General features: G+C 72.3%; 25 protein-coding genes and 1 pseudogene. 12 read left to right on the top strand and 14 right to left on the bottom strand.

Going from position 1 to position 24841, the window contains the following annotated elements:
- Positions 1-28 precede the first annotated feature (28 nt).
- The 4 genes from IG84_RS0105770 to snpA form a co-directional block, all read right to left on the bottom strand.
- Positions 29-1117, bottom strand: a complete 1089-nt coding sequence (locus IG84_RS0105770) for a magnesium and cobalt transport protein CorA (protein ID WP_031051999.1) — start codon at positions 1115-1117, stop codon at positions 29-31.
- A 69-nt stretch (positions 1118-1186) separates the two neighbouring features.
- The gene (locus IG84_RS0105765; RefSeq protein WP_245659224.1) at positions 1187-2476 is read right to left on the bottom strand and encodes a CynX/NimT family MFS transporter; all 1290 of its coding nucleotides are present in this window, start codon (positions 2474-2476) and stop codon (positions 1187-1189) included.
- On the bottom strand, positions 2476-3168 hold the full coding sequence (locus tag IG84_RS0105760; protein WP_031051993.1) for a FadR/GntR family transcriptional regulator: 693 nt from the start codon (positions 3166-3168) through the stop codon (positions 2476-2478). The genes IG84_RS0105765 and IG84_RS0105760 overlap by 1 nt, the downstream gene beginning before the upstream one ends.
- A gap of 203 nt (positions 3169-3371) precedes the next feature.
- Complete coding sequence (gene snpA / locus IG84_RS0105755) at positions 3372-4028, bottom strand: snapalysin (protein ID WP_031051992.1); 657 nt, start codon at positions 4026-4028, stop codon at positions 3372-3374.
- Between the two features lie 228 nt (positions 4029-4256).
- Here snpA and IG84_RS0105750 point away from each other — a divergent pair, with 228 nt between their 5' ends.
- The gene (locus IG84_RS0105750; RefSeq protein ID WP_031051991.1) at positions 4257-5204 is read left to right on the top strand and encodes a LysR family transcriptional regulator; all 948 of its coding nucleotides are present in this window, start codon (positions 4257-4259) and stop codon (positions 5202-5204) included.
- Here IG84_RS0105750 and yczE read toward each other — a convergent pair.
- Positions 5170-5874, bottom strand: a complete 705-nt coding sequence (gene yczE, locus IG84_RS0105745; protein ID WP_037799323.1) for a membrane protein YczE — start codon at positions 5872-5874, stop codon at positions 5170-5172. The genes IG84_RS0105750 and yczE overlap by 35 nt on opposite strands.
- Before the next feature lie 87 nt (positions 5875-5961).
- On the opposite strand from yczE, the gene yczR reads away from it, so the two are divergent.
- From yczR to IG84_RS0105730, 3 genes are all read left to right on the top strand, one after another.
- Positions 5962-7431 carry a MocR-like transcription factor YczR gene (yczR, locus tag IG84_RS0105740; RefSeq protein WP_037799321.1) on the top strand — a complete coding sequence of 490 codons (1470 nt, stop codon included), beginning with the start codon at positions 5962-5964 and terminating at the stop codon, positions 7429-7431.
- Positions 7432-7655: 224 nt separating this feature from the next.
- Entirely contained in the window at positions 7656-8069 is a 414-nt protein-coding gene (locus tag IG84_RS0105735; protein WP_031051981.1) for a YciI family protein, read from the top strand.
- 14 nt (positions 8070-8083) lie between these two features.
- A complete protein-coding gene (locus IG84_RS0105730; protein ID WP_031051980.1) occupies positions 8084-9325 on the top strand; it encodes an RNA polymerase sigma factor in 1242 nt (413 codons plus the stop codon).
- Between the two features lie 29 nt (positions 9326-9354).
- Here IG84_RS0105730 and IG84_RS42020 read toward each other — a convergent pair whose 3' ends face one another.
- On the bottom strand, positions 9355-9771 hold the full coding sequence (locus tag IG84_RS42020) for a hypothetical protein (RefSeq protein WP_169749857.1): 417 nt from the start codon (positions 9769-9771) through the stop codon (positions 9355-9357).
- Between the two features lie 285 nt (positions 9772-10056).
- On the opposite strand from IG84_RS42020, the gene IG84_RS0105720 reads away from it, so the two are divergent.
- Both IG84_RS0105720 and IG84_RS0105715 read left to right on the top strand, forming a co-directional pair.
- A complete protein-coding gene (locus IG84_RS0105720; RefSeq protein WP_031051975.1) occupies positions 10057-10791 on the top strand; it encodes a GAF and ANTAR domain-containing protein in 735 nt (244 codons plus the stop codon).
- On the top strand, positions 10788-11519 hold the full coding sequence (locus IG84_RS0105715) for a GAF and ANTAR domain-containing protein (RefSeq protein WP_031051974.1): 732 nt from the start codon (positions 10788-10790) through the stop codon (positions 11517-11519). Before IG84_RS0105720 ends, IG84_RS0105715 begins: the two co-directional genes overlap by 4 nt.
- 27 nt (positions 11520-11546) lie before the next feature.
- On the opposite strand, the gene IG84_RS37680 is transcribed toward IG84_RS0105715, so the two are convergent.
- Both IG84_RS37680 and sodN read right to left on the bottom strand, forming a co-directional pair.
- Positions 11547-12290: a GAF and ANTAR domain-containing protein gene (locus IG84_RS37680; protein ID WP_031051972.1), complete on the bottom strand. Its 744-nt coding sequence runs from the start codon at positions 12288-12290 to the stop codon at positions 11547-11549.
- Positions 12291-12497: 207 nt separating this feature from the next.
- Entirely contained in the window at positions 12498-12893 is a 396-nt protein-coding gene (gene sodN, locus IG84_RS0105705; protein ID WP_030085982.1) for a superoxide dismutase, Ni, read from the bottom strand.
- 141 nt (positions 12894-13034) lie between these two features.
- On the opposite strand from sodN, the gene sodX reads away from it, so the two are divergent.
- On the top strand, positions 13035-13496 hold the full coding sequence (gene sodX / locus IG84_RS0105700; protein ID WP_031051970.1) for a nickel-type superoxide dismutase maturation protease: 462 nt from the start codon (positions 13035-13037) through the stop codon (positions 13494-13496).
- Here the strand turns inward: sodX and IG84_RS0105695 are convergent.
- Positions 13406-14063 (bottom strand): annotated as a pseudogene (locus IG84_RS0105695) (CGNR zinc finger domain-containing protein); the annotation flags it as partial. The gene sodX and the pseudogene IG84_RS0105695 overlap by 91 nt on opposite strands.
- A 91-nt stretch (positions 14064-14154) precedes the next feature.
- On the opposite strand from IG84_RS0105695, the gene IG84_RS0105690 reads away from it, so the two are divergent.
- Positions 14155-14916, top strand: coding sequence for a class I SAM-dependent methyltransferase (locus IG84_RS0105690; RefSeq protein ID WP_031051967.1), 762 nt, complete (start codon positions 14155-14157; stop codon positions 14914-14916).
- Positions 14917-14994: 78 nt separating this feature from the next.
- Here IG84_RS0105690 and IG84_RS0105685 read toward each other — a convergent pair whose 3' ends face one another.
- Genes IG84_RS0105685 through IG84_RS0105675 form a run of 3 tightly spaced genes read right to left on the bottom strand, consistent with a single transcriptional unit; the run spans position 14995 to position 17748 of the window.
- Complete coding sequence (locus IG84_RS0105685) at positions 14995-15747, bottom strand: amino acid ABC transporter ATP-binding protein (RefSeq protein ID WP_031051965.1); 753 nt, start codon at positions 15745-15747, stop codon at positions 14995-14997.
- Positions 15748-15779: 32 nt separating this feature from the next.
- Entirely contained in the window at positions 15780-16724 is a 945-nt protein-coding gene (locus IG84_RS0105680; RefSeq protein ID WP_031051964.1) for an amino acid ABC transporter permease, read from the bottom strand.
- Between the two features lie 55 nt (positions 16725-16779).
- On the bottom strand, positions 16780-17748 hold the full coding sequence (locus IG84_RS0105675) for an ABC transporter substrate-binding protein (RefSeq protein WP_031051962.1): 969 nt from the start codon (positions 17746-17748) through the stop codon (positions 16780-16782).
- Positions 17749-18289: 541 nt separating this feature from the next.
- On the opposite strand from IG84_RS0105675, the gene IG84_RS0105670 reads away from it, so the two are divergent.
- From IG84_RS0105670 to IG84_RS0105655, 4 genes are all read left to right on the top strand, one after another.
- A complete protein-coding gene (locus tag IG84_RS0105670) occupies positions 18290-19492 on the top strand; it encodes an NAD(P)-dependent malic enzyme (RefSeq protein ID WP_031051960.1) in 1203 nt (400 codons plus the stop codon).
- 194 nt (positions 19493-19686) lie between these two features.
- Positions 19687-20649: a zinc-binding dehydrogenase gene (locus IG84_RS0105665; protein ID WP_031051959.1), complete on the top strand. Its 963-nt coding sequence runs from the start codon at positions 19687-19689 to the stop codon at positions 20647-20649.
- Complete coding sequence (locus IG84_RS0105660) at positions 20649-21242, top strand: HutD/Ves family protein (protein ID WP_031051957.1); 594 nt, start codon at positions 20649-20651, stop codon at positions 21240-21242. The genes IG84_RS0105665 and IG84_RS0105660 overlap by 1 nt, the downstream gene beginning before the upstream one ends.
- Positions 21243-21346: 104 nt before the next feature.
- Positions 21347-22687: an extracellular solute-binding protein gene (locus IG84_RS0105655; RefSeq protein ID WP_051861423.1), complete on the top strand. Its 1341-nt coding sequence runs from the start codon at positions 21347-21349 to the stop codon at positions 22685-22687.
- 46 nt (positions 22688-22733) lie between these two features.
- On the opposite strand, the gene IG84_RS0105650 is transcribed toward IG84_RS0105655, so the two are convergent.
- Together IG84_RS0105650 and IG84_RS0105645 are read right to left on the bottom strand one after the other, a co-directional pair.
- Complete coding sequence (locus IG84_RS0105650; RefSeq protein WP_031051955.1) at positions 22734-23612, bottom strand: SCO6745 family protein; 879 nt, start codon at positions 23610-23612, stop codon at positions 22734-22736.
- Between the two features lie 178 nt (positions 23613-23790).
- A complete protein-coding gene (locus IG84_RS0105645; protein WP_031051953.1) occupies positions 23791-24840 on the bottom strand; it encodes a PadR family transcriptional regulator in 1050 nt (349 codons plus the stop codon).
- Position 24841: the final 1 nt, after the last annotated feature.

The raw sequence follows: 24841 nt of genomic DNA, 5'->3' as shown, positions 1-24841 counted from the left end.
TGCCGGAACGCTCCGGCACGGCTGCCCGCTACAGCCAGCCGTTCCGTTTGAACCCGCGGTGGATCACCACGCACGCCGCCACGATCACGCACATCACCAGCGGGTATCCGAACACCCAGTCCTTCTCCGGCATGTGCTCGAAGTTCATGCCGTACACCCCGCACACCATCGTCGGGACGGCCAGGATCGCGACCCAGGCGCTGATCCGGCGCATGTCCTCGTTCTGCGCGATGGTGACCTGCGCGAGGTGAGCCTGGAGTATCGAGTTCAGCAGCTCGTCGAAGGCGGTGATGCGCTCGGTGACCCGGGCCAGGTGGTCGGCGACGTCCCGGAAGTACGTACGGATGCGCGGGTCGACCTGGGCCAGCGGCTGGGTGGAGAGCTGGTGCAGCGGCCGGTCCAGCGGGGCCACGGCCCGCTTCAGCTCCAGCAGTTCGCGCTTGAGCTGGTAGATCCGTCCGGCGTCGGCGTTCCGCCCGCCCTCGGCGAAGACCGCGCTCTCCACCACGTCCATGTCGTCCTGGACGGCCGCCGTCGCCTCCAGGTAGTCGTCGACGACCAGGTCGGCGATGGCGTGCAGGACGGCGGACGGGCCGAGCGCGAGCTGCTCCGGGTCCGCCTCCAGCGCCTCGCGCAGCGGGCCGAGCGAGCCGTGCCCGCCGTGCCGCACGGTGATGACGAAGTCCTCGCCGGTGAACACCATGATCTCGCCGGTGTCCACGACCTCGCTGGTCGCCGTGAGCCGGTCGTGGTCGACGTAGCAGGCGGTCTTGAAGACGGTGAACAGATTGGTGTCGTACTGCTCCAGCTTGGGGCGCTGGTGGGCGAGGACCGCGTCCTCCACGGCCAGCGGGTGCAGCCCGAACAGCTCCACGATCTCCGCGAACTCCGCCTCCGAGGGCTCGTGCAGCCCGATCCACACGAACCCGTCGCCCGAGGCGCGGACCCGGTGCACCGCCTCCGCCACGGGGTGGTCGCCGGTCAGCCGCACCCCGTTCTCGTACACCGCGCAGTTGACGACCGTGGTGCCCAGCGGCGAGCGCGCCGGGTGGGCGAGGTCGACGCCGCGGCTGCGCTGTTGCGGCAGGCGTACGGCCCGGCGGAGGTGGCGGATCATCGACAAGGGGACTCCCGGGCGGCTCCTACGGGCGGGCGACGCCCAGTATGCCGATCAGGGCGCTCCGGTTCATCCCCGGCCCGCGACGTGCCGCTCCCGGGCGGCGCCCAGACCCGCCAGGACCTGCGGGACGAGCAGGACCAGCAGGACGAGTACCGGGACCGTCCAGGTACCGGAGGCGTCGTGCACGGCGCCCAGCACGGCCGGGCCTGCGGCGGCGAGGATGTACCCGAAGCACTGGGCCATGCTGGAGAGCTGCGCGGCGTGCCGGGTGTCGGGCGCGCGCCGCACGATGAAGAGCAGCGCGAGGCTGATCGCCGCGCCCTGGCCGAGACCGAGCAGCGTCATCCATACGTACGCGCCGGTGGCCGGTGCGGCCAGCATCCCGGCCAGACCCAGGGCGCACAGCACCGCCCCGAGCGCCGCCAGGTGCCCCGTCCGCAGCCTGCGGCCCGCGATCACGGGGGCCAGGAAGGAGCCCGCGATGCCCAGCAGGGACGAGAAGGACAGCATCCAGCCCGCGTCGCCCGCGCTCATGCCCGCGTCGGTCAACATGGTCGGCAGCCAGGCGGTGGCCGCGTAGTAGCTGAGCGACTGCAGGCCCATGTAGCCGGTGACCTGCCAGGCCAGCGGGGATCGCCACAGGCCGCGCACCGGATGCGCCGCCTGCCGCGCCGCGCCTTCGGAGACCCGCGTACGGGAGCGGGTCTGCGGCAGCCAGACCAGCAGGGCGAGCAGCGCGAGCGAGCCCCAGCAGGCCAGCGTGGCCTGCCAGCCGAGACCGGTGGCGGTGCGCAGCGGTACGGTCACGCCCGCCGCGAGCGCCGCGCCGCCGAACAGGGACATGGAGTACAGCCCCGTCATCAGCCCGGTCCGCTCGGGGAAGTCCCGCTTGATCAGGCCGGGGAGCAGGACGTTGGCCACCGCGATGCCGGCGCCGATGACGACCGTACCGGCGAACAGCGCGGCCACCTGGTCGGCGAGGCGCAGCGCGGTACCGGCGCAGATCAGCACCATCGTGCCGAGCAGCGACCGCTCCAGCCCGAAGCGGCGGCCGAGCCGCGGCGCCACGGGGGCGAGCAGGCCGAAGCAGAGCAGTGGGAGCGCGGTGAGCAGGCTGGTGGCGGCCGCCGACATGCCGCTCTCGGCGCGGATGGTGTCGGCCAGCGGGGAGACCGCGACCAGCGCCGGGCGGAGGTTCAGGGCCAGCAGGATCACGCCTGCGGCCAGGTAGAGGGAGCCGCGTACGGGGCCGGGCCCGGCCGCGGGCGCCGCGTCCGAGGGCGTCCGGGCGGATATGCGGGCGTCCGGCCGTTCTTCGGTGCGCATGGGGGCGGCCTCCTGGGTCTCGCGCGGCATCAGTCCTGCTCCCGCAGTGCCGTCATGGCCTCCTGGAGGTGCGCCAGCGCGGCCCGCTCGGCGGCGTCCGGGTCGCACGCCGCGATCGCGTGCACGATCGCGGCGTGCTCGCCGAACTGGTGGCGTACGGAGTCGGGCACCGGGGCGGCCAGCACGGACTGCAGCGTGGCCCGCAGCGCGTCGGTGAGGTGGTCGTAGAGGTCGGCCAGGACGCTGTTGTGCGCGGCGGCCGCGACGGTGCGGTGGAAGGCGATGTCGGCCTCGATGAAGGCCGCGGTGTCGCCGGTGTGCCAGACCTCGTCGCGGTGGGCGAGCGCGGCGCGCAGCGCGACGAGGTCCTCGCCGGTGCGGCGCAGGGCGGCGTAGCGCGCCGCGTCCCGCTCCAGGCTCGCGCGCACCTCGTACGCCTCCAGGTCGCCGGAGCGGCGCAGCCTGCGCTGTACCGCCGCGCCGAAGTCGCTGCTGGCGCGCACGTAGGTGCCGTCGCCCTGGCGGGGCTCCAGCATGCCGGTGTGCACGAGGGCGCGGACCGCCTCGCGGACGGTGTTGCGGCCGACGTCGAGCTGCTCGACGAGCACCGGTTCGGCGGGGATCTTGCTGCCGACCGCCCACTCGCCCGCGGCGATCAGGCCCTCCATCTGGTCGATGACCAGGTCCACCAGGCTGGTGCGGGTGGTGTTGCGCAACGGCATCGGCTGCCGTCCCCTTCCGGTGTTCTTTCTCCGACGTAGTACACCGGTGATGGGAACATCCCATGTTTGGACGTGTCAAAACGACCGTGCGGCGGGGGCCTGTGGGTCTGGGTACCGCCGCACGGTCCGGTGCTGCTCAGTGGTGCCGGCCGTCGGCCCTCGTGGTCATCGGCGGCAGGTCGACGGCCGGTGTTCCGGGTGGGTCAGGACGCCGTGCCGAAGTGGGCGCCCTTCAGGCCGTTCGCCCAGAGCTGGTCGACCTGGGCGCGCTCGTTGGCGTCCGGCTGGGAGTTGGTGCAGGACGGGCCGGGGCCGCCGCCGGACATCAGCTCGCTGCACGGGCCTTCGTAGTGGTCCGGCAGGCCGAGGACGTGGCCGGTCTCGTGCGCGGTCACGCGGGTGGAGTCGTACTCCTGGTTCTGCTGGTAGTCCAGGAAGATGTAGCCGTGACCGTGGCCGTCGGTGCTGGCGTAGGAGCCGCGCGAGTCGTTGCCCTCGCGGTAGGAGAAGTCCGCGCCGCCGCTGCCGGCCTGGAGCTTGACGTTGGAGACGGCGCTGTTCCAGATCTGCGCGCTGCTGGATATCTGCTGCGCGAAGGTGGGCGCGCCGCTCGCGTCGTACGTCACCGTCACCGAAGCGGCGCCGGTCTTCTTCTGCTTGGCGAGCGCCGACTTCAGCACGGCCTCGAAGAACCGCTTGGTGTCGGCCTTCTCGGCGGCCGAACCGACGTACTGGGCCGCGGTCACCGTGTGGTCCGCGGGGGCGGCCGAGGGGGTGGCCACCGCGGGCACGGCGGCGGCGAGGCTCGCGGCAAGGCCCAGACCAAGTGCGGCCGACAGCACCGTCTTGGGAGATCTCATGTGGGGGGCTCCTTAGTGTCCGGGGGACCCGGCCGAGGTGTGGGGCAACGGCCGGGACCCGCGGATGAACTGTGGTGCCGCCGAGTCTGCGGGAGATATCCGGGGGCGCGGAGATTCCATGTGGCGATAGGACGGTCCAATAGCCCCTGGGAAATGTGTGATTCGCGGGGTTCGGGTGGCTGGTGCGACAGGTAAGGACGTCGTTATGCTCCGCGCGTGGAGCTTGAGGTGAGGCACCTACGTGCGCTGTGCGCCATCGCCGACACCGGCAGCGTACGCAAGGCCGCGCGGCAACTGGGCATGACCCAGCCCTCCCTGACCACGCAACTGCGGCGCATCGAGAACGCGCTGGGCGGCCAGCTCTTCATCCGTGAACGCTCCGGCAGCCGGCCGACGCCGCTCGGCCACACCGTCCTGCACCGCGCCCGGCCGATAGTGGCGGAGATGACCGCACTGGTCGACGAGACCAGGTCGGCGGTGGTGCGCGAGCAGGGCACGCGGCTGCGCGTGGGCAGCACCGGCAGCCGCGCGGTGGCCGGCTGGCTCCGCCGGCTGCGGGCCCGGCTGCCCGAGACCGACACGACGATACGGATCGACCTCTCGGGCAACACCCTGCTGCAGATGGTCGCCGCCGGGCAGCTCGACGCGGCCTTCGTGCACGAGGTCGAGGGCTCGCCGCTGCGCGTCCCCGACGGCCTGGCCGAACGCGAACTCCTCGCCCGCGAGCCGCAGTTCATGGCGCTCGCGGCGACGCACCCGGCCGCCGCGCTGGAGGCCGTCACGCTCGCCGACCTCGCCGGGGACCAGTGGATGGTCGATCCCTCCGTGGACGGCGAATGGGCCGGGCTGCGGCGGATCTTCACCGCGGCCGGGATGAACCCGCGCGTGGTGCACGGCGACTACCTCGCGGCGGGTGACCTGGTCGCGGCCGGCGAGGTCGTCACGCCCTGCCAGCCGACCACCCGCCCCCGCCCCGGCATGGTCGTCCGCCCGCTGCGCGGCGACCCGCTGGCCGTACGGCTGTTCCTGGCGTACCGCGGCGGCGGGCGCGACACCGAGTGGGTCGACGCGCTCTTCGACGACCTGCGGGCCGCGTACATGGAAGTGGCCTGGGCGAGCACGGCGTACCGGAAGTGGCTGGTCAGGCACGAGAGTCTGCTGGCGGTGGGGTCCTAGGACGGGTCCGGCGGGCCGCCGTGCCGGTGGCGCGCTCGGCGGCCCCGCGGTAGGCGAACCAGGGCAGGAAGAGCTGGGTGAGCGGGCCGACCGCGAGTGCGTACAGGACGGTGCCGACGCCCGCGGTACCGCCGAGCAGCCAGCCCGCGGCCAGCACGGTGACCTCGATCAGGGTGCGGACGGACCGGAGGGAGCGGCCGGTCGCGGCGGCCGCGCCGGTCATCAGACCGTCCCGGGGGCCGGGACCGAAGCGCGCGCCGACGTAGACGGCGACGGACAGCGCGTTGAGCAGGACGCCGCCTGCGAGCAGGCCGCACCGGGCGGGGAGCGCGAGATGCGCGGGGACCATCCGGAGACCGAGGTCCGAGGTGCACGCCAGGACGACGATGTTCGCGGCCGTGCCGAACGTCGGCTTCTGCTCGAGCGGAATCCACAGCAGCAGGACGAGAACGCCGAGTACCGCGCTGATCGTGCCGAAACTCAACGGCGTGCGGTGCGCCAGCCCTTCGTACAGGACGCTCCACGGGTTGACGCCCAGCGCGGAACGGATCATGAGCGAGAGGCTGAACCCGTAGAGCGCGAGGCCGGTGAAGAGCTGGGGGAGGCGCCGCAGGGGGCGTTCGGCCAGGGGTACGTAGGTGAGCGGGGGCAGGGGCGGGGCGGTGCGCACGGTGGTTGTCCTTCGTTGGGGCCAATGCCGCGAGTCTGTAGAGTCATTGGCCTCGAAAGCAGGGCCAATTCCGGGGGAATGGTGGGTATGGCCGAGGCGGGGCAGCGGCGCGGCGACCGGACACTGGGCAGCCGGCAGCTCGCCGCGTTGCTGCCCGCGCCGGCCGTGGCACGGCCCGCGTACCGCCGGCTGGCCCGGGAGATCAGCGCGCTGATCCTGGACGGACGCGTCGCGTTGCACGTCAGGCTGCCCGCCGAGCGGGAACTGGCCACCGCCCTCGACACCGGCAGGGCCACCGTCACCGCCGCCTACGACCTGCTGCGCGAGCGGGGGTTCGCGCGCAGCAGGCAGGGCGCCGGCACCTGGACGGACCTGCCGGAGGGCCGCAGACCGCACGGCGTCGCCCGGCTCCTCGGCGCGGCGGACGCCGCGATCGACCTGGCCCGGGCGGCCCCCGGGATGCCCGGAGCGCCGATCGCCGACGCCCTCGCCCGCCTCACCCCCGACCTCGTGGAGCACGCCGAGCGCACCCCCGGCTACCACCCCTACGGGCTGCCGAAGCTGCGCGCCGCCGTCGCCGAGCGGTTCACCCGGCGGGGCCTGGCCACCGTTCCGGAGCAGATCCTGCTGACCTCCGGCGCGCAGCACGCGTTCACGCTGGTCGTCTCGCTGCTGTGCCGGCCCGGCGACCGCGTCGTGGTCGAGAACCCGTCCTATCCGAACGCGCTGGACGCGCTGCGCAGGGCCCGGCTGCGCACCGTGCCGGTCCCCGTCACCGACAGCGGCTGGGACATCGGGATCACCGAATCGGCCCTCGTCCAGTCGGCGCCCCAACTGGCCTATGCGATACCGGACTTCCACAACCCGACCGGTTGCCTCATGCCCGAGGAGGAGCGCGTCCGGCTGCTGCGCGCGGCGGGGCGCGCCGGCGCGTGGCTGGTCGTCGACGAGACCCTGGCCGACCTCGCGCTCGACGTCCCCGCGCCGCCGCCCCTCGCCTCCCTCGCCCCGCCCGGCGGAGCCGCCCAGGTCATCACCCTCGGATCGATGAGCAAGACCCACTGGGCGGGGCTGCGCATCGGCTGGCTGCGCGCCCCCGCGCGACTGGTCACCGAGCTCGCCGGCCAGCGGGTCGCCACCGACATGGGCGGCTCGGTCCTGGACCAGCTCCTGGCGCTCGCCCTGCTGGAAGGGGCCGGGGAACTGCTGCCGGCCCGCCTGGACCGGCTGCGTGAACAGCGCGCGGCACTGGCGGCCGCACTGGCCGAGCACCTGCCGCGGTGGACCTGGCGGCAGCCGCCCGGCGGCCTCTCGCTCTGGGCCGACCTCGGTGAGCCCGTCGCCCCGGCGCTGGCCGAACGGGCGCTGGACTACGGGGTACGCATCGAAGCCGGTACCTGCTTCGCCACCGACCCGGGCATCTTCGAAGCGCGTTTGCGCATCCCCTACACGCTGCCTCCGGACACGCTGCGCGAGGCCGTGCGCCGGCTGGCCGCCGCGCTCGCCGACGGCCCCGTACCCTCGGCCGCCACCCGGCGGCGGCACTGGATCGCCTGAGCGCTGCCGGGCGGCATCCGGAGGGGCCCCGTGCGCTTGCCCTGTATGCCGTGCGGGGTGCGGTCGCGGCGAGGAGAATCCGTACCGGAGGCTCGTACGCGGCCGGGCAGCCGGAATTCTCCCAAGATTTTTCTCCCCTCGTGTCGAGGACCGGCCGCCGGCTCCGACGTCTCCGGTGAGAGGCGCCCAGCGGGGACGCCGGAAGCTCCCGAGGAGTGAGCGACGTGAAGTACATGCTGATGATCCAGGCGAGCCAGGCCCACTACGACGCCATGAACGGCAAGGACTCCGGCAAGACGCCGTGGACCGAGGGCGACCTCAAGGCGATGTTCCAGTTCATGGAGAGCCTCAACAACGACCTCGCCGAGAACGGCGAGATGATCGACGGGCAGGGGCTGAGCGAGCCCGCGCAGGCCCGCGTCGTGACCCCCGGCAAGGACGGCGTACCGGTCGTCGCCGACGGCCCCTACGGCGAGACCAAGGAAGTGCTCTGCGGCTACTGGCTCCTGGACTGCGCGTCCCTGGACCGCGCCACCGAGATCGCCAAGCGCATCCTGCAGTGCCCGGTCCCCGAAGGCGCCGAGAACGGCCCCGTTACCATCCGGTCCATCCCCGACAACCCGCCCTGCGAGGTCTGAGGCGACCGGGGGCCGTGGGCGCACCGGAACGGACCGAGGACCTGCTGCGCGCGCTCGCGCCGCAGGTCCTCGGCGCGCTCGTGCGGCGTTACGGGCACTTCGACCTCGCCGAGGACGCCGTACAGGAAGCGCTGCTGGCCGCCGCGGTCCAGTGGCCGGAGGCCGGCCGCCCGGACAATCCGCGCGGCTGGCTGATCAAGGTCGGCGCGCGCCGGCTCACGGACCTGCTGCGCGCCGAGGAGGCGCGGCGGCGGCGCGAGGAGACCGCGTACGCGCTGACGCCGCGCGACGAGTTCCACGCCCCGGCGCCCGGTGAGAGCCGCGCGCCCAGCGAGGACGACACCCTCACCCTGCTCTTCCTGTGCTGCCACCCCGCGCTGTCCCCGGCCGCGCAGACCGCGCTGACGCTGCGCGCAGTCGGCGGCCTGACCACGGCCGAGATCGCCCGCGCCTACCTGGTGCCGGAGCCGACCATGGCGCAGCGGATCAGCCGTGCCAAGCAGCGGATCAGGGCGGCCGGCGGGCACTTCAGGGCGCCGGCCCCGGAGGAGCGCGCCGCACGGCTCGGCGCCGTCCTGCAGATCCTGTACCTGATCTTCAACGAGGGGTACACCGCGACCTCCGGCAGCCGGCTGCAACGGGTCGAGCTGGCCCGCGAGGCGATCCGGCTGACGCGGTCGCTGCGCGCGCTGCTCCCGGAGGACGGCGAGGTGGCCGGGCTGCTGGCGCTGATGCTGCTCACCGATGCCCGCCGTGCGGCGCGTACGGCGCCCGACGGGTCGCTCGTCCCGCTCGCCGAACAGGACCGCGGTGCCTGGGACCGGGAGGCGATCGCCGAGGGCGTGGCGCTGGTCAGCGACGCGCTCCGCCGCACGGCCCTCGGCCCGTACCAGCTCCAGGCCGCGATCGCCGCGGTGCACGACGAGGCGGAGCGCGCCGAGGACACCGACTGGCGCGAGATCCTCGGCCTGTACCGCCTGCTGGCCCGGATCGCGCCGAGCCCGGTGGTCACCCTCAACGAGGCGGTCGCGCTCGCCATGGTCAGCGGCCCCCGGGCCGGCCTGGACCTCCTCGCCACCGTCGCCGGCGACCCGCACCTCGCGGACCACCACCGCCTCGACGCGGTCCGCGCGCATCTGCTGGAGCAGGCCGGGGACCGCGCCGAGGCCCGCGCGGCGTACGCACGCGCCGCCGAACGGGCACTCAGCGTCCCGGAGAAGCGCTATCTGCAGACCCGGGCGGCGCGGCTGCGGTGAGGGGCCGCCCGGAACGCTCCGGAATTCGGTCAGAGGCGGCGGATCCGGGCGGAAATGCCATGACCGACAAGCAGGTAAATCACGGCAGGCAGCCCGTAATTGAGGAGCACGCGAAGTCCTTCCGTGTCCATGGTGAAAATGTCCTGCGACCACCAGGCGAGTCCGTCCGCGAAGCTCTCCACGAAATCGACGAACACATTCGCCTGGTTGGCGCCCAGCAGGTAAAGCAGAATCCACAGGATGAGGAACGCCGCGGCAATGTCGGCGATCGTGTGGATGATCAATGCGGTGCGTGCCGTGCCGGCGCCGTCGCGCGGGCGGCGGTACCGCTCCCGGTCCGGCCCGCCGTACCCCGGCTGCCCCTGGTCGTACGGCGCGGCCGGGCCGGGCCCGTACGGGGCGTGCCCGGCGTCGTAAGGGGCCTGCGGGGCGTACGGGCCGTTCATCGGCGCGGAGTCGTGGGGGTTGCTCACGGGATTTTCCCATCCGGCGCGGAAACGCCTCGACGAAGATGAATGGAGCACGGCCGGTGGCACGCCGAGGCGTTTCCGTCCGCATTTCTGCCGGCGCTTTCCGCACCCGCATTCTTCTCAGCGCCGGAAAGCCCCCGCAGCGTTACGGCCCCGGCCGCCTCCGGCAGCGGGCGCACAGCGGATAAGCTGGTGTTATCGCCCGCTGGGCATGGTCTGGAGCTGAAGGTGTGGCGGGTACGGGAGAGCAGGTGACCGTCGATGGGTACGAGTGCGGAGATGGCGGCCGTTCTGCAGACCCTGCATCCGGTCACCGGCGCTCAGGGGCTGATCGGCACCGACCCCGAGAGCTGCGCCCGGGTGCTGGGCGTGGACGGCGTCGCGCTGTCACTGCTGACCAGCGACGGCACTGCCGAGATGGTGTGGGCGTCGGAAGGCGACAGCCGCCGACTGGAGGATCTGCAGTTCACGCTGGGCGAGGGCCCCTGCGTCGACGCGGTGGGCCGCGGCTCGCTGGTGATCGAGCCGGACCTGAGCCGGCTGCCCGCCGATCGCTGGCCCGTGCTGCTGCCGGAGCTGGCGGCGCTCGGTATCGGCGCGGTGTTCTGCTTCCCGCTGCTGGTCGGCCGCGTCTGCATGGGGATACTGACCCTCCAGCGGCGGGCGGCCGGGCCGCTGACCGACGCCGGCATGGACGACGCGCTGATCCTGACCGGCGCGCTGACCGCCGTACTCCTGGACGGCGGGGCCGCGAGTGACGCACTCATGGCCGTGGAGCGCCCGTCCGACCTCTATCGTGCGGCCGTTCACCAGGCGACCGGCATGATCAGCGTGCAGGCCGGGATACCGCTGTCCCAGGCGCTGCTCCGGCTCCGCGCGTACGCCTACCGGCACGGCCGGCCCATTCTGGAGGTTGCCGAGGACGTGGTCGCCAGACGCCTGGACTTTCGTAACGATGGACCCGAGCCGGACCCGTCCGGCCGGAAGAGGGGATGATCGCGGTGGCTCCGCAGGAAAGGGTGCTGCAGGCGTTCGGCGAAGCGGTCGGCACGCTGATCGACGACTTCGACCTGATCGACGCGCTGCACCGGCTGTGCGCGCGGGGCGTCGAACTCCTCGACGTGACCGCGGTCGGCATCATGCTCGCCGGCCCGCACGGTGACCTGCAGGTGCTCGCGGCCTCCGACGAACGCACAGGGGTGCTGGAGCTGTTCGGGCTGCAGAGCGAGGAGGGCCCGTGCGCCGAGAGTTACCGCAGCGGTGAGGCCCTGGTGAACGCCGGTCTCGCCGCGCCCGACGGCACCGCGCGCTACCCGCTGTTCGCCGAGCGCGCCCGGCAGGCCGGCTACGCCACGGCCCACGCCCTGCCGCTGCGGCTGCGGCAGCGGAGCATCGGCGCGATAGGCATGCTCCACGCGGGGCCGCACACGCTGGACCCCGAGGGTGTACGGCTGGGCCGGACGCTCGCCGACGTGGCGACCCTCGCCGTCCTCCAGCAGCACACCATCGAGCAGGGCAACGTCGAACGGGCCCAGGTGCAGGCCGCGCTCGTCAGCCGTACCGTCATCGAGCAGGCCAAGGGCGTGCTCGCGGAGCACTGGACGACCGGCGTCGACGAGGCGTTCGACGCGCTGCGCGGCTATGCCCGCCGGCACGGCGAGCGGCTGGCCGATGTGGCCCGCGGGATCATCGACGGCACGCTCGGAACCGAGGCGCTTCGGTAGCGGCCGGTCAACTCCGGCAGCCGCTCGTCATAAGGAGTCGTACGGGCCGCGGCCGTTGTCGGCGGACCCACCGCCGTGCCGGCCGTCGTGCAGCCGGGCCAGCGTCTCCTCCGCGATCTCCGGCAGCGGCCTCCCGCTCACGAACGCGTCGGCGCGCAGCCGGGCGAGCGCCTCGGCCACGGGGACACCCGTCTCCTGGGAGAGCATGCCGGCCGCGCGGTGCGTGCGGCCCCAGTGCGCGTCCATCATCGGCGTCGGATTCCACGGCAGCGCGGACGGCGCCGTGAGCAGCGCCACCGTCGCGGCGCGCGCGGCCCGCGCACACTCCCGTACGGTCTCGTCGTCCGGCTCCCAGGAATCGTGCCGCAGCAGGTCGATGGAGCCCATGGGGGGATCCTCGCTGCCGTCGGCCATCGGGAAGGCGTACACCGCGCCGATCCGCCGGAGTTCCTGGCGCGCCGCGGCGCCGAAGATCGGCCACTTCGTCAGCCGGCCGTGCAGATCGGCCACGATCTGCACTCGCCCGGTCGCCGCCGCCGTCACGCACGGACCCTCACCCACCTCGAACTGGATCTCCTCCAGCCGCATCGCCGCCTCGCCGCACGCGTGCAGGAGCTGGCGGTCGGGGGTATCGGTGAGCAGCGAGATCGTCGCCCCGTCCACCGGAAGGGCCTCGCACAGCGCCTCGCACAACCGCTCGGGCAGCCTGCGAGCATCCCCCTCGGCGGCAGCGGCCAGCACCAGCTCCGCCGCGGCGGACGAATCCTTCATACGATCACTTGCCCCGGTCGGTGGTCCTTTCGCAACGGGCTGCCCCTCACGGGTAACCCTGCGGCCCCGAAGGCAAACCGCCTGCCGGATCCGCGGCCGGGCAGGCACCCGTGGGCGAACCGGGAACACGGAAAAAAGACCGCACCCGGTCCGCCGTGGCCGCCGTGTTCGGCGGCCTGCGGACCGGGTGCGGTCGGTAGGCCGGGGTCAGGCCTTCTTGGTCTCCCAGAAGATCTTGTCGATCTGGGCGATGTAGTCCAGGGCCTTCTGGCCGGTGGCGGGGTCGTTCGAACCCTTGGCGGCCGAGAGGGCCTTGAGGGTGTCGTTGACCAGCTGGTGCAGCTCCGGGTACTTCTCGAAGTGCGGGGGCTTGAAGTAGTCGCTCCACAGCACCGAGACGTGGTGCTTGGCCAGCTCCGCGCGCTGCTCCTTGATGAGGACCGCGCGGGTGCGGAAGTCCGCATCCTCGTTGGCCTGGTACTTCTCCTGCACGGCCTTGACCGACTCGGCCTCGATGCGGGCCTGGGCAGGGTCGTAGACACCGCAGGGCAGGTCGCAGTGGGCGCTGACCTTCACCTTGGGGGCGAACAGGCGGGAAAGCATGTTCAGTCCTTCCTCGTGATCGTCTTCTCAGGTGCGAGATTACTCGGTACGGGAAGGCTTTTCTCGGGTGGGCCGGGGGTCTTAGGGCAAAAGTCCGGTGGGAGGCTGGGGCTGGTGGAGGATTCGACCGGGAGGTGCCGGATGCCGGAGCAGGTGCATGAGCGCTGGCCCGATCAGGGGCAGGAGCAGGGCCGGGAGGGCCGGGGACCGCTCCGGACGATCGGTCTCGCCGAGGTGTACAACCCCTCGATGGTGCCCACGCTGCGGCCCGGGGACCAGTTGGTGGTCCGGTACGGCGCGGTGGTGCGACCGGGCGACGTGATCGTCCTGAAACACCCGTTCCGGCAGGATCTGCTCATCGTCAAGCGGGCGGTGGAGCGGCGCGCGGGCGGCTGGTGGGTCCAGGGGGACAACCCCTTCGTCGAGAACGACAGCCGGGAGTTCGGCACGGTGCCCGACGAGCTGGTGGTCGCCCGCGCGTGGCTGCGGGTGCGGCCGCCGCGGGACGCGAAGCGGTCGGTGCGGGGAGTGCTGGGGTGGGCGTTCTCCGCGGTACGCCCGGTGGGCCCGCAGCGGCCGGGGCGCCGCTCACGGCCGCGGTGAGCCCTCGCTCTCGCGGCGCTTGCGGGCGCGGTAGGCCGCGACGTTGGCGCGCGTGGCGCAGCGGTCGGAGCAGTAGCGCCGGGAGCGGTTGGTGGAGGTGTCGAGGTACACGTTGCGGCACGGCGCCGCCTGGCAGCTCCCGAGGCGGTCCACGCCCAGTTCGGTGAGGTGGACGGCCAGGCCCATGCAGGCGGTGGCCGTGTAGCCGGCGGTGGCGTTGGCGGCGTGGTCCGCGATGTGCAGGTGCCAGTCGGGACGGCCGTCGGCGTCCCGCGTCTCGTGCCCGGAGATCTGCGGGCTGACCGGGAATTCCATGAGCAGGGCGTTGAGGAGGTCGACGGCCAGCACCTCGTCGCCGCCGGCGGCCGCCTCGAAGATCGCGCGCAGCCGGGTCCGCACGGCGCGCAGCCGGGTCACGTCGGCCTCCGTGGCCCGCCGGGCGGTGTGCTGGGCGGGGCCGAAGAGGGCGCGGACGGCCTCGACCGACGTCAGGGTGTCGGTGCCGCGCTCCGGCTGCTCGCTGTTGACCAGCCGCACGGCATAGTCCGAGTAATAGGCCAGTTCCACCTGTAGTCCTTACCGGGCGCGGGCTAGTCTGCGTACTGAGCCCGTAATGGGCGTTGTCTGTTCGAGGGTATTACAGGCGAGAGGGGTTCCGGTGACCGAGGCCGTGGCGCGGACGGACTGGCAGGCGTGGCAGGACAGTTGGGACCGGCAGCAGGAGTGGTACCTGCCGGACCGCGAGGAGCGGTTCCGGGTGATGCTGGACATGGTCGAGGCGGTGACGGGCCCCGAGCCGCGCGTCCTGGACCTCGCGTGCGGCACCGGCAGTATTACCGACCGGCTGCTGAAGCGGCTGCCGGGTGCGCTCAGCACGGGCGTCGACCTCGACCCCGCGCTGCTGGCCATCGCGGAGGGGTACTTCGCGGGCGAGCGCCGGGTGGAGTTCGTCCGGGCCGACCTGAAGGACCCGGCATGGCCGGCGAAGCTGCCGTACGAGTCGTACGACGCGGTACTGACCGCCACCGCGCTGCACTGGCTGCACAGCGACGAGCTGAGCGTGCTGTACGGGCAGCTCGCGGGCCTGGTCCGGAAGGGCGGCGTCTTCCTGAACGCCGACCACATGCCCGACCCGGCGACGCCCCGGCTGAACGCCGCCGACCGGGCGCAGCGGCACGCCCGCATGGACGCGGCCAAGGCGGCCGGCGCGGTGGACTGGAAGGAATGGTGGGCGCTCGCCGCCGCCGACCCGGTGCTGGCCGGGCCGACCGCCGAGCGGTTCGAGATCTACGGCGAGCACGCGGAAGGGGAGACGCCCTCGGCGGCGTGGCACGCCCAGACCCTCCGGGACGCCGGCTTCGCCGAGGCCCGCACGGTCTGGGCCTCCCCGTCGGACGCGATGGTGCTGGGGCTGAAGTAAGCGCCTTCCCGAGCCGGGATGTGCGAGGGGGCGGTACCGGCCGGTGGCCCGTACCGCCCCCTCACCCGTACCGCCTGCTCAGAGCACCTTCGACAGGAACGACTTGGTGCGGTCGTGCTGCGGCTTGGTCAGGACGTCGCGCGGGTGGCCGGACTCGACGACCACGCCGTCGTCCATGAAGACCAGCGAGTCGCCGACCTCCCGGGCGAAGCCCATCTCGTGGGTGACCACGACCATGGTCATACCGTCCGCGGCCAGGTCCTTCATGACGTCCAGGACGTCGCCGACCAGCTCCGGATCCAGCGCCGAGGTCGGCTCGTCGAAGAGCATCAGCTTGGGCTCCATGGCCAGCGCGCGGGCGATCGCCACGCGCTGCTGCTGGCCGCCGGAGAGCTGGGACGGATAGTTCCCGGCCTTGTCCTTCAGGCCCACCCGGTCCAGCAGCTTCAGGGCGCGCTCGCGGGCCGACGCCTTCGACTCGCCCTTGACCTGGACCGGCGCCTCCATGACGTTCTCCACCGCGGTCATGTGCGGGAAGAGGTTGAAGCGCTGGAAGACCATGCCGATGTCGCGGCGGCGGGCGGCGACCTCCCGGTCGCGCAGCTCGTACAGCTTGCCGTTGTGCTCGCGGTAGCCGACCAGCTCGCCGTCGACCGAGAGCCGGCCGGCGTTGATCTTCTCCAGGTGGTTGATGCAGCGCAGGAAGGTCGACTTGCCGGAGCCGGACGGGCCGATCAGGCAGAAGACCTCCTTGGGCGCGACCTCCAGGTCGATGCCCTTGAGGATGTGCGCGGCGCCGAAGGACTTGTGGACGCCCTCGGCCTTGACCATGGGGACGGCCTTCGACGCGGACTTGGCGGCGGTCATGCGGCACCTCCGGCGGGGTGGTTGGAGCCGCCGGACAGCTTGGCCTTGGCCTTCTGCAGCGGGGTGAGCGGGAGCTGGCGGCTGGAGCCGCGGGCGTAGTGGCGCTCCAGGTAGTACTGGCCGACGCTGAGCACGCTGGTGGCGACGAGGTACCAGACGGCGGCGAGGATCAGCATCTCCACGACGACGCCGGAGTCCCGGCCGACGTTCTGCGCGGACTGCAGCAGGTCGTAGTACTGGACCGCGATCACCAGCGAGGAGGTCTTGAGCATGTTGATGACCTCGTTGCCGGTCGGCGGCACGATGACGCGCATCGCCTGGGGCACGACGATCCGGCGCAGGGTCTTGCCGTGGCTCATGCCGAGCGCGTGCGCGGCCTCGGTCTGGCCCTCGTCGACGGCGGTCAGGCCGGCGCGGCAGATCTCCGCCATGTACGCGGCCTCGTTCAGGCCGAGGCCGAGCAGCGCGCACAGGAACGGGGTCATGAAGTCCGACCACTCGTCCTTGTAGATCGGCATGATGTCGATGTACTGGAAGACGAGGCCCAGGTTGAACCAGAGGAAGAGCTGGACGTAGACCGGCGTGCCGCGGAAGAACCAGATGTAGAACCACGCGACGGTCGAGGTCACCGGGTTCTTGGACTGGCGCATCACGGCGAGGATCACGCCGAGCACCACGCCGATCACCATGGACAGCACGGTGATCAGGAGGGTGTTGCGCAGACCGCGCAGGATGTCCGAGTTGAAGAGGTAGTCGGGGATCGCATCCCAGTTGACGTTACCGGTCGCGAAGGCCCGGACGAGGAGCGCGAGCACGGCTATGACCACCAGGGCGGCGACCCAGCGGCCGTAGTGGCGCACGGGCACGGCCTTGATGGGCTCGGGCAGCGGCGGGGGAGCGTCCTGCGGCGGCCTGGCCGCCTTGTCGACGTCGACAGACACGGGTGTTGCCTTTCGGGGTTCGGGAGTTCGGCGGGCGGGAAGGGGCGGTGCGCGGCTACGCGCCGCCGTTGAGCTTCACTTCCTTGACCCCCGCGTCCTTGACCTGCCACTTCTTGAGGATCTTGGCGTAGTCCCCGTTCTTGATCGTCGCCTCCAGCGCGGCCTTGAGGGCGTCGCGGAGCTGCTCCTGGCCCTTGGGGACGGCGATGCCGTACGGAGCGGCCTCGACCTGGTCGCCGACGACCTCGAAGTCCTTGCCGCCGCCGGAGGTCTTCACGGCGTACGCGGCGACCGGGTAGTCGCTGGAGACCGCGTCCACGCCGGCGGTGCGCAGCCGGGTCTGGGCCTCGGAGTCGTTGTCGAACGCCTCGATGGAGATCGTCTCCTCGCCGTCCTTCTTGCACTTCTTCGCCTGGTCCTTGGCGTAGTCGTGCGAGACGGTGCCGCGCTGTACGGCGATGGACTTGCCGCACAGGTCGGCCCAGTCCGAGATGGTGTCGCTCTTGCCCTTCTGGACGTAGAGCGAGACGCCGGCGTTGAAGTAGTCGACGAAGTCGACGCCCTCGCCGATCTTCTTGCCGGTGGTGGAGTCGATGCCCTCCTGGCGCTCCTTGGTGTCCGTCATCGCCGACATCGCGATGTCGTACCGCCTGGACTTCAGGCCGCCCATGAGGGTGTCGAAGGTGGCGTTGTTGAAGTTGAGCTTGATGCCGAGCTGCTTGCTCATGGCGGCGGCGAGGTCGGGGTCGATGCCCACGATCGCGCCGTTCTTCCGGAACTCCACCGGCTTGTACGTCGCGTCCGAGCCGACCTGGAGGAAGCCCTTGTCCTGGACGGCCTTGGGGAGCTTCTTGAAGAGCGGGGCGTGCACGTTGCGGGTCTTCGCGGCCTCACGCTTGGCGATCGCGGCGTCCGTCTGGTCGCCGCAGCCGCTGAGCAGGAGGGCGGCCACGACCGCTGTCGCTGCGCCGGCGGCCGTACGGGACCTGCCGGAGGCCGGGCGACGGCGGGTACTTGCGGTCATGCGTTTCCTCCTGCTGCGGAACGGATGGAGCCGGCTGGGACGGGGACGTGGGAGCCGGCTCCGAGTGGGGCCGGGCACACACCATCGGGCATCGCGACCTCGTTCGGTCACGGAATCTTGCCATCCGGACTCCGTTATTCGGACTGCCCAGCAGGTCAAAATCGCATAACGGACGTGGCGAAGCTGGTCAGCGGTGTATGGCGGGCACGCTCGGACCGCTGCGGAGGCGGCATGGACTCGAAGTCTCGGCATGTGGACGGAAGATGATCCACGCGTCCGGCTTTTCGAGCGGTTTGAGGTTATTGTCGGAATTGCGAACGCGAGGGTAACCAATCTGACTCGTCGGGGTGCACGCCCGTCGGGTACAAAGGGTCGTTACACCCCTCATCCGGGGCTCAGGGCGCGTGTGCGGCGCGCCCGGCGTCCGTACCTCCCCCCGCGCGGCGGCCATCCGCGGCGCAGGGACCGGACGCGGTGCCCGCCCGCTCTGCAACCAGGGAGCGGTCACCCTCAACTGATTTACGACAAAGGGGTCAGAACAGTGGCAGCGGAGATCGTCAATCCTCGCAGCGACAGCAATACGGACGAAGAGCCCTTCGATCCGGCCTTCGCGCTCCACCGCGGCGGCAAGATGGCCATCCAGGCGACGGTGCCGGTGCGCGACCGGGACGACCTGTCCCTCGCCTACACGCCCGGCGTCGCCAAGGTGTGCAGCGCCATTGCCGAGAAGCCCGAGCTCGTCCACGACTACACCTGGAAGTCCCAGGTCGTCGCCGTGGTCACGGACGGCACCGCGGTGCTGGGCCTGGGCGACATCGGCCCGGAGGCGTCCCTCCCGGTGATGGAGGGCAAGGCCATCCTCTTCAAGCAGTTCGGCGGGGTCGACGCGGTGCCGATCGCGCTCGGCACCACGGACACCGACGAGATCGTCGACACGGTCGTGCGGCTCGCGCCCTCCTTCGGAGGCGTGAACCTGGAGGACATCTCCGCGCCGCGCTGCTTCGAGATCGAGCGCCGGCTTCAGGAGAAGCTGGACATCCCGATCTTCCATGACGACCAGCACGGCACCGCCGTGGTCACGCTGGCCGCGCTGCGCAACGCAGCCAAGCTCACCGACCGCGCGCTGGGGCAGCTTCGCGCGGTCATCTCGGGCGCCGGTGCGGCGGGCGTCGCCATCGCCAAGATCCTCATCGAGGCGGGCATCGGGGATGTCGCGGTGTGCGACCGCAAGGGCATCGTCTCCGCGGACCGCGAGGACCTGACGGACGTCAAGCGCGAGCTGGCCGGCTTCACGAACAAGGGCGGCCTCACCGGCTCCCTGGAATCCGCGCTGGAAGGCGCGGACGTGTTCATCGGCGTCTCCGGCGGCACGGTTGCCGAGGAGGCGGTGGCGAAGATGGCGAAGGACTGCCTGATCTTCGCGATGGCCAACCCGAACCCGGAGATCCACCCGGACGTGGCGCACAAGTACGCCGCGGTCGTGGCCACCGGGCGCAGCGACTACCCGAACCAGATCAACAACGTGCTCGCCTTCCCGGGCATCTTCGCGGGCGCCCTCCAGGTGCGTGCCTCGAAGATCACCGAGGGCATGAAGCTCGCCGCGGCGGAGGCGCTCGCCGCGGTGGTGGCCGACGAGCTCAGCGCCGACACGGTGATTCCCTCGCCGTTCGACGAGCGGGTCGCCCCGGCGGTGACGGCCGCGGTTGCCGCGGCTGCGCGCGCGGAGGGCGTCGCACGGCGCTGACGCCGTTGCCGCCTGTGGTCCGGGCCCGCTCCTCTTTCGGGGAGCGGGCCCGGACCGTTTGCGTGCGCGCGTGGGTTGTCGATTGTCCGCGGCGCCGTGGTGGCTGGTCGCGCAGTTCCCCGCGCCCCTGAAGGGGCGCGTGTCACACCGCGTATTGGTTCCGCAACGGCGCTCCCCCGGCGTACGTTCGGATCATGTTCGCTGCCTACGCCGCCCGAATCGACCGTGACGATCCGCTCAGTGGCCTGGAGTTGGGCGAGCGCCCGGCTCCCGAGGTCCGCCCCGGCTGGACGACCGTCAACGTCAAGGCCGCCTCCCTCAACCACCACGACCTCTGGTCGCTGCGCGGTGTGGGACTCGGCGAAGAAGCCCTCCCGATGATCCTCGGCTGTGACGCCGCAGGCATCGACGCGGACGGCAACGAGGTCGTCATCCACTCCGTGATCGGCCAGTCCGGCCACGGCGTCGGCCCCAAGGAGCCCCGCTCGATCCTCACCGAGCGGTACCAGGGCACCTTCGCCGAGCAGGTCGCGGTCCCCGCCTGGAACGTGCTCCCCAAGCCCAAGGAGCTCAGCTTCGCGGAGGCCGCCTGCCTGCCGACCGCCTGGCTGACCGCGTACCGGATGCTCTTCACCAACGCGGGCGTACGCCCCGGGGACTCGGTACTGGTCCAGGGCGCGGGCGGCGGCGTGGCCACCGCGGCGATCGTGCTCGGCGCCGCGGCGGGCCTGCGGGTCTTCGCCACCAGCCGGGACGAGGCCAAGCGCAAGCGGGCGCTGGACCTGGGTGCCGAGGGCGCCTTCCCGAGTGGCGAGCGGCTGCCGCAGCGGGTCGACGCGGTGATCGAGACCGTTGGCGCCGCGACCTGGTCGCACTCCGTCAAGTCCCTCAAGCCCGGCGGCACGCTCGTGATCTCCGGCGCCACCAGCGGCTACCACCCCGAGAAGACCGAGCTGAACCGCATCTTCTTCCTGGAGCTCAAGGTCGTCGGCTCGACGATGGGCGACAAGGAGGAGCTCGCGAGCCTGCTCAGCTTCTGCGCCGCCAAGGGCATCAAGCCGGTCATCGACTCCGAACTGCCGCTGGACCGGGCCCGCGAGGGCTTCGCGAAGATGGCCGAGGGCGACCTCTTCGGCAAGGTCGTGCTGACCGTCTGATGGACCGCGTACACCTGCTGCCGGCCGCCGGACGCACCGCCGCCCCCTGGAGCAACGGGGGCGGCGTGACCCGGGAGATCGCCGCCGGGCCGCCCGGCGCGGGCTGGGACGCCTTCGACTGGCGGGTCAGCCTGGCGGACGTGGACCGGGACGGCCCGTACTCCCCGCTGCCCGGCGTCCGGCGGATCCTCACCATGGTCGCCGGAGGCGGCATGGAGCTGACCATCGACGGGGAGCGGACCGCCGTCACCGAGCGGTTCCGGCCGCTGTCGTTCCCCGGCGGCGCCGCCACGGACTGCCGGCTCGCCGCCGGCCCCGTCGTCAACTTCAACGTGATGGTGCGCGACGGGCGGTGCGCCGCCGAGGTGGCGATGGCCCGCGGCCGGTACGCGGTACGGCCGGCGGCCGGTCCGGACGGCGCGGTACTGGTCGCCGCCGTGGCCGGGGCGGTGCTGCTGACGCCCGCGGGGAGCGCGGAACCGGTGCCGCTCGGCCGGTACGACGCCGCGCTGCTGCCCGCCGGGACCGGCGCTGACCTCGACGGAGGCCCGGACGGCGTCGCCGCCGTCGTCACCTTCACCGCCGGCGGCTGATTTTTGTACTCCCGTGCCGCCCGTGGGCGATCATGTGCGCAGGAATGGCGGAGGGGACGGGGGAACCACCCGCTCGCCAGCGGGACTTCGGCACAGAGGCGGACATGTTCATACGGCGGCGACGCGCGCCCTTTTTTCTTATCCGGACGGCGGCCAGGACGGCAGGCACGGCGGGTGGGCGCCGCACCGTCCGCAGGGCGGCCGGGCTGGCCGCCGCGCTGACGCTGACGCTGACCGCGTGCGGCGGCGCTGAATCCGAGGGCGACGCGGACGTCACGCTCGACCTGGTGGTCGCCGACTACGGCCACCGCACCGCCCGGTCCTCGACCGACTACTGGAAGCGCGTCATCGACGCCTTCGAGAAGCGGCACCCGGACATCGCGGTGCACCTGGATCCGGTGCCGTACACCCGGCTGGACAAGACGGTCGCCGCGCGGGCCGCGGACGGCGACGCGCCGGACATCGCGCAGTCGGGCGTCTTCGCCCCGTATGTGGCGAAGGGGCAGCTCTACAGCGCGGACGAGACGCTCTCCATCGGCACCCAGGCCGACTTCGTCCCCGCGCTGGCCAGGGCGGGCGAGATCAGCCACGTCCAGTACGGGATGCCGTTCAGCTCCAGTACGCCGCGCCTCTTCTACAACAAGAAGCTCTTCGCGCGGGCCGGCATCGAGCGCCCGCCGACCTCGTGGGCCGGGATCGAGCGCGCCGCCGCCGCGCTGAAGGCCGCCGGCGTGCAGACGCCGTACGCGCTGCAGACCGGCCCGGAGGCCGCCGAGGACGAGACGCTGAGCTGGCTGCTCGGCAACAACGGCGGCTACGTCGGCATGAGCGGCGGCTACACCCTGGACTCCGCCGAGAACACCGCGACGCTGACCGCGGTGCGGGACGGCCTGGTCGACCCGGGCCTGACCGGTCCCAAGGGTTCGTCGCTCAACCGCACCGAGGCGTACCGTGGCTTCGTCACCGGCAAGGTCGGCATGGTCCTCGCCCACCCGGTGCTGATCCCGATGGCCGAGGAGGCCCATGTCCCGTACGGGACGGCCCCGTTCCCCCGGCGCACGGGCGGCGCGGCGACGCCCGCCGGGCTCTCGGACTGGCTGGTGGCCTTCAAGCAGCACCACCACGCCCAGCAGATCGGCACCTTCCTGGACTTCCTCTACAGCACCGACAACGCGGTGCACTACGCGGGCGGGCAGGGCACCCTGCCGGTGACCGTGCCGGCCGCGGAGAAGATGCGCGCGGACGCGGTGTACCGGCCGCTGTGGCCGTTCGTCGACCAGCTTCCGAAGGTCCAGTTCCAGCCGATGGGCACGACGAGCTGGCCGCGGGTGCGGGCGGGGCTCCAGGAGAAGATCGCCGGCGCCCTCTCCCGGAACGGCGACCCCGCCGCCGTCCTGGACGGCCTGCAGAACGAGGCGGACCATCGCGCGGCGGTGGTCGACTGAGAGTCCGCGTCCGGACCCCGGCGCCACGAAGGCGCCGGGCGAGGGGTCAGTACGCGACGCGGATCGTGCTGATGCCCAGGGTGCTGGTCTTCGGGAGGTGACCGGACTCGAAGACGGCGGTCAGCAGCGGGGTGATGAGCTGGGCGAGGCGGTCGGCGCGGGCCCGGCCCAGCGCCCGCCACGGACCGGCGGCGAGCTGGTCCGTCTGCCGCTCGACCGCCTCCCGGCCCTCGCGGGCCCGGTCGGTGGCGCGGCCGTCGGGCGCGATCCAGCCGCGCGCGGCCAGCCGGTCGCGCGCCCCGTGCCACTCCAGCGGGCTCCAGCCGCGGCTGCGGAAGTGCTCCTCCGGCGCCGCGCCCACCGCCGCGAACGAGACCAGCGACTCGCACGGGTCCAGCCCGGCGGTGAGCAGCGCGGCCAGGTGCCCGTCGCCGCGGTGCTCGCGCAGGACGGTCAGCGCCTGCCACAGCTCGAGATGCGGCTCGGAGGGCCAGGGCAGGTCCAGATTGGCGGCGGCCAGCGGCCGGGCGGCCGGTATCGCGTTCTCCGCGGCCTGGCGGGCCAGCCGGGCCGCCTCCGCGAGCTGCTCCTTGGTCAGCCGGTCGCCGATCAGCCTGCGCAGTACGCGGTCCATCGCGTGCAGCCGGGCCTCCAGCACCTTGGCGGGCCCGGCCGTCGACCAGATCAGCGGCACGTACTGCTCGACCATGCGTGGGCTGAAGCTGTAGTACGTGGCGGCCACCAGCTCGGGCCCGGCGGCGCCCAGCGGCGCGGTGCGCCAGGCGAAGTAGCTGGGCCAGCGGGTCCCGACGTCGTACCCGAGCGCCGCCGCCTCCTCGAATGCCTCGGGGGCGAAGTAGAGGGTGGCGTGCAGTGGTTCGAGGTGGTGCCACAGCCGGCGGGCAACCGCGGGGTACTCCGACATCGCATACCTCTGGCCTTCAAGTCACTTATGAATAGGAAGGGTTGATGTCAAGCGTGAGCAGGGCCATGGGACGGCGGAATGCCGCGGCCGGTCCGAGTACGGACGGCAGTCCTGCGAAGGGCCGGGTTCCCCGATTACCTGGGGTGAACCCGGCCCTTCGAAAAATAACCGTGGGTGACTACTGGGTGGGGCGGCGCAGCAGCGCGCCGATGTGCGCGGCGGCCGTCGCGAGATGCTGCCTCGCCGCCGCCAACTGGGCTTCGTCCACGCCGTGGTCGCGCGCCGCGTCCCGGAGGTCGTCGCGGAACCGGTCCAGCAGCCGGTCCAGATCGCGGGCCGGATCGCCGGTGGCCGGTTCGTGCGCCCACACCGGCTCCGGGGGCACCGGATCGGCCGTTCCGGACTGCGCGGATTCGGCGGTACCGGACGCCGCCGTCGGCTCGGAGGCGCCGGACGCCGCCGCGAAGCCCTCCGTGAAGCGGCCGACCTCGCGCGAGACCTCGGAGAGCGCCTCGCGCACCGCGCCCGGCCAGTCGCCCGAGCGCACCTGCTCCTGGGCCCGCTCCTGCACCCGGCGGATGACCTCCTGGACCTCCTCGCGCGCGGAGTCCTTGGCGTTCTTGGCCTGCTTACGGGCGCGCTGCGCCTCCTGCTTGGCCCGCCGGCTCTCCTCCTTGGCCCGCCGGGCCTGCTCCTTCCACTCCTCCTTGGCGCGCCGGAACTCCTCCTTGGCGTACCGCCACGCCTCGGGGTCGTCGGGGCCGCGGTCGAACGCCTCGGAGGGGCCGGGGAAGCCGGGGAAGTCGGTGCCGCCCGGCCTGCCGTCGCGCCCTGCCTGCCGGCGGGCGGCCTGCGCGGCCTCGCGCATCTCGCGGCGCAGGTCGCGCGCCGAACCGCTGACGTCCTCGCGGATGTCGGAGGCGAGCGCCGCGACGGACTCGCGGATCTCCAGCTCCAGTTCGGCCAGTTCGCCGCCGCGGGCCGCCAGTTCGGCGCGGCCGGCCTCGGTGATGGAGTACACCTTGCGGCCGCCCTCGGTGGCGTGCGTTACCAGGCCCTCGTCGGAGAGCTTGGCGAGGCGCGGGTAGACGGTGCCGGCGGAGGGCGCGTACAGACCCTGGAAGCGCTCCTCCAGCAGCCGGATGATCTCGTAACCGTGGCGGGGCGCCTCGTCCAGCAGCTTCAGCAGATACAGACGGAGGCGGCCGTGCGCGAAGACGGGGGGCATG

It is taken from the genome of Streptomyces ochraceiscleroticus (assembly GCF_000720485.1).
GTDB lineage: Bacteria > Actinomycetota > Actinomycetes > Streptomycetales > Streptomycetaceae > Streptomyces > Streptomyces ochraceiscleroticus.
The sequence above is the reverse complement of the archived record's forward strand: the minus strand, read 5'-3'. Positions and strand labels throughout refer to the sequence as shown.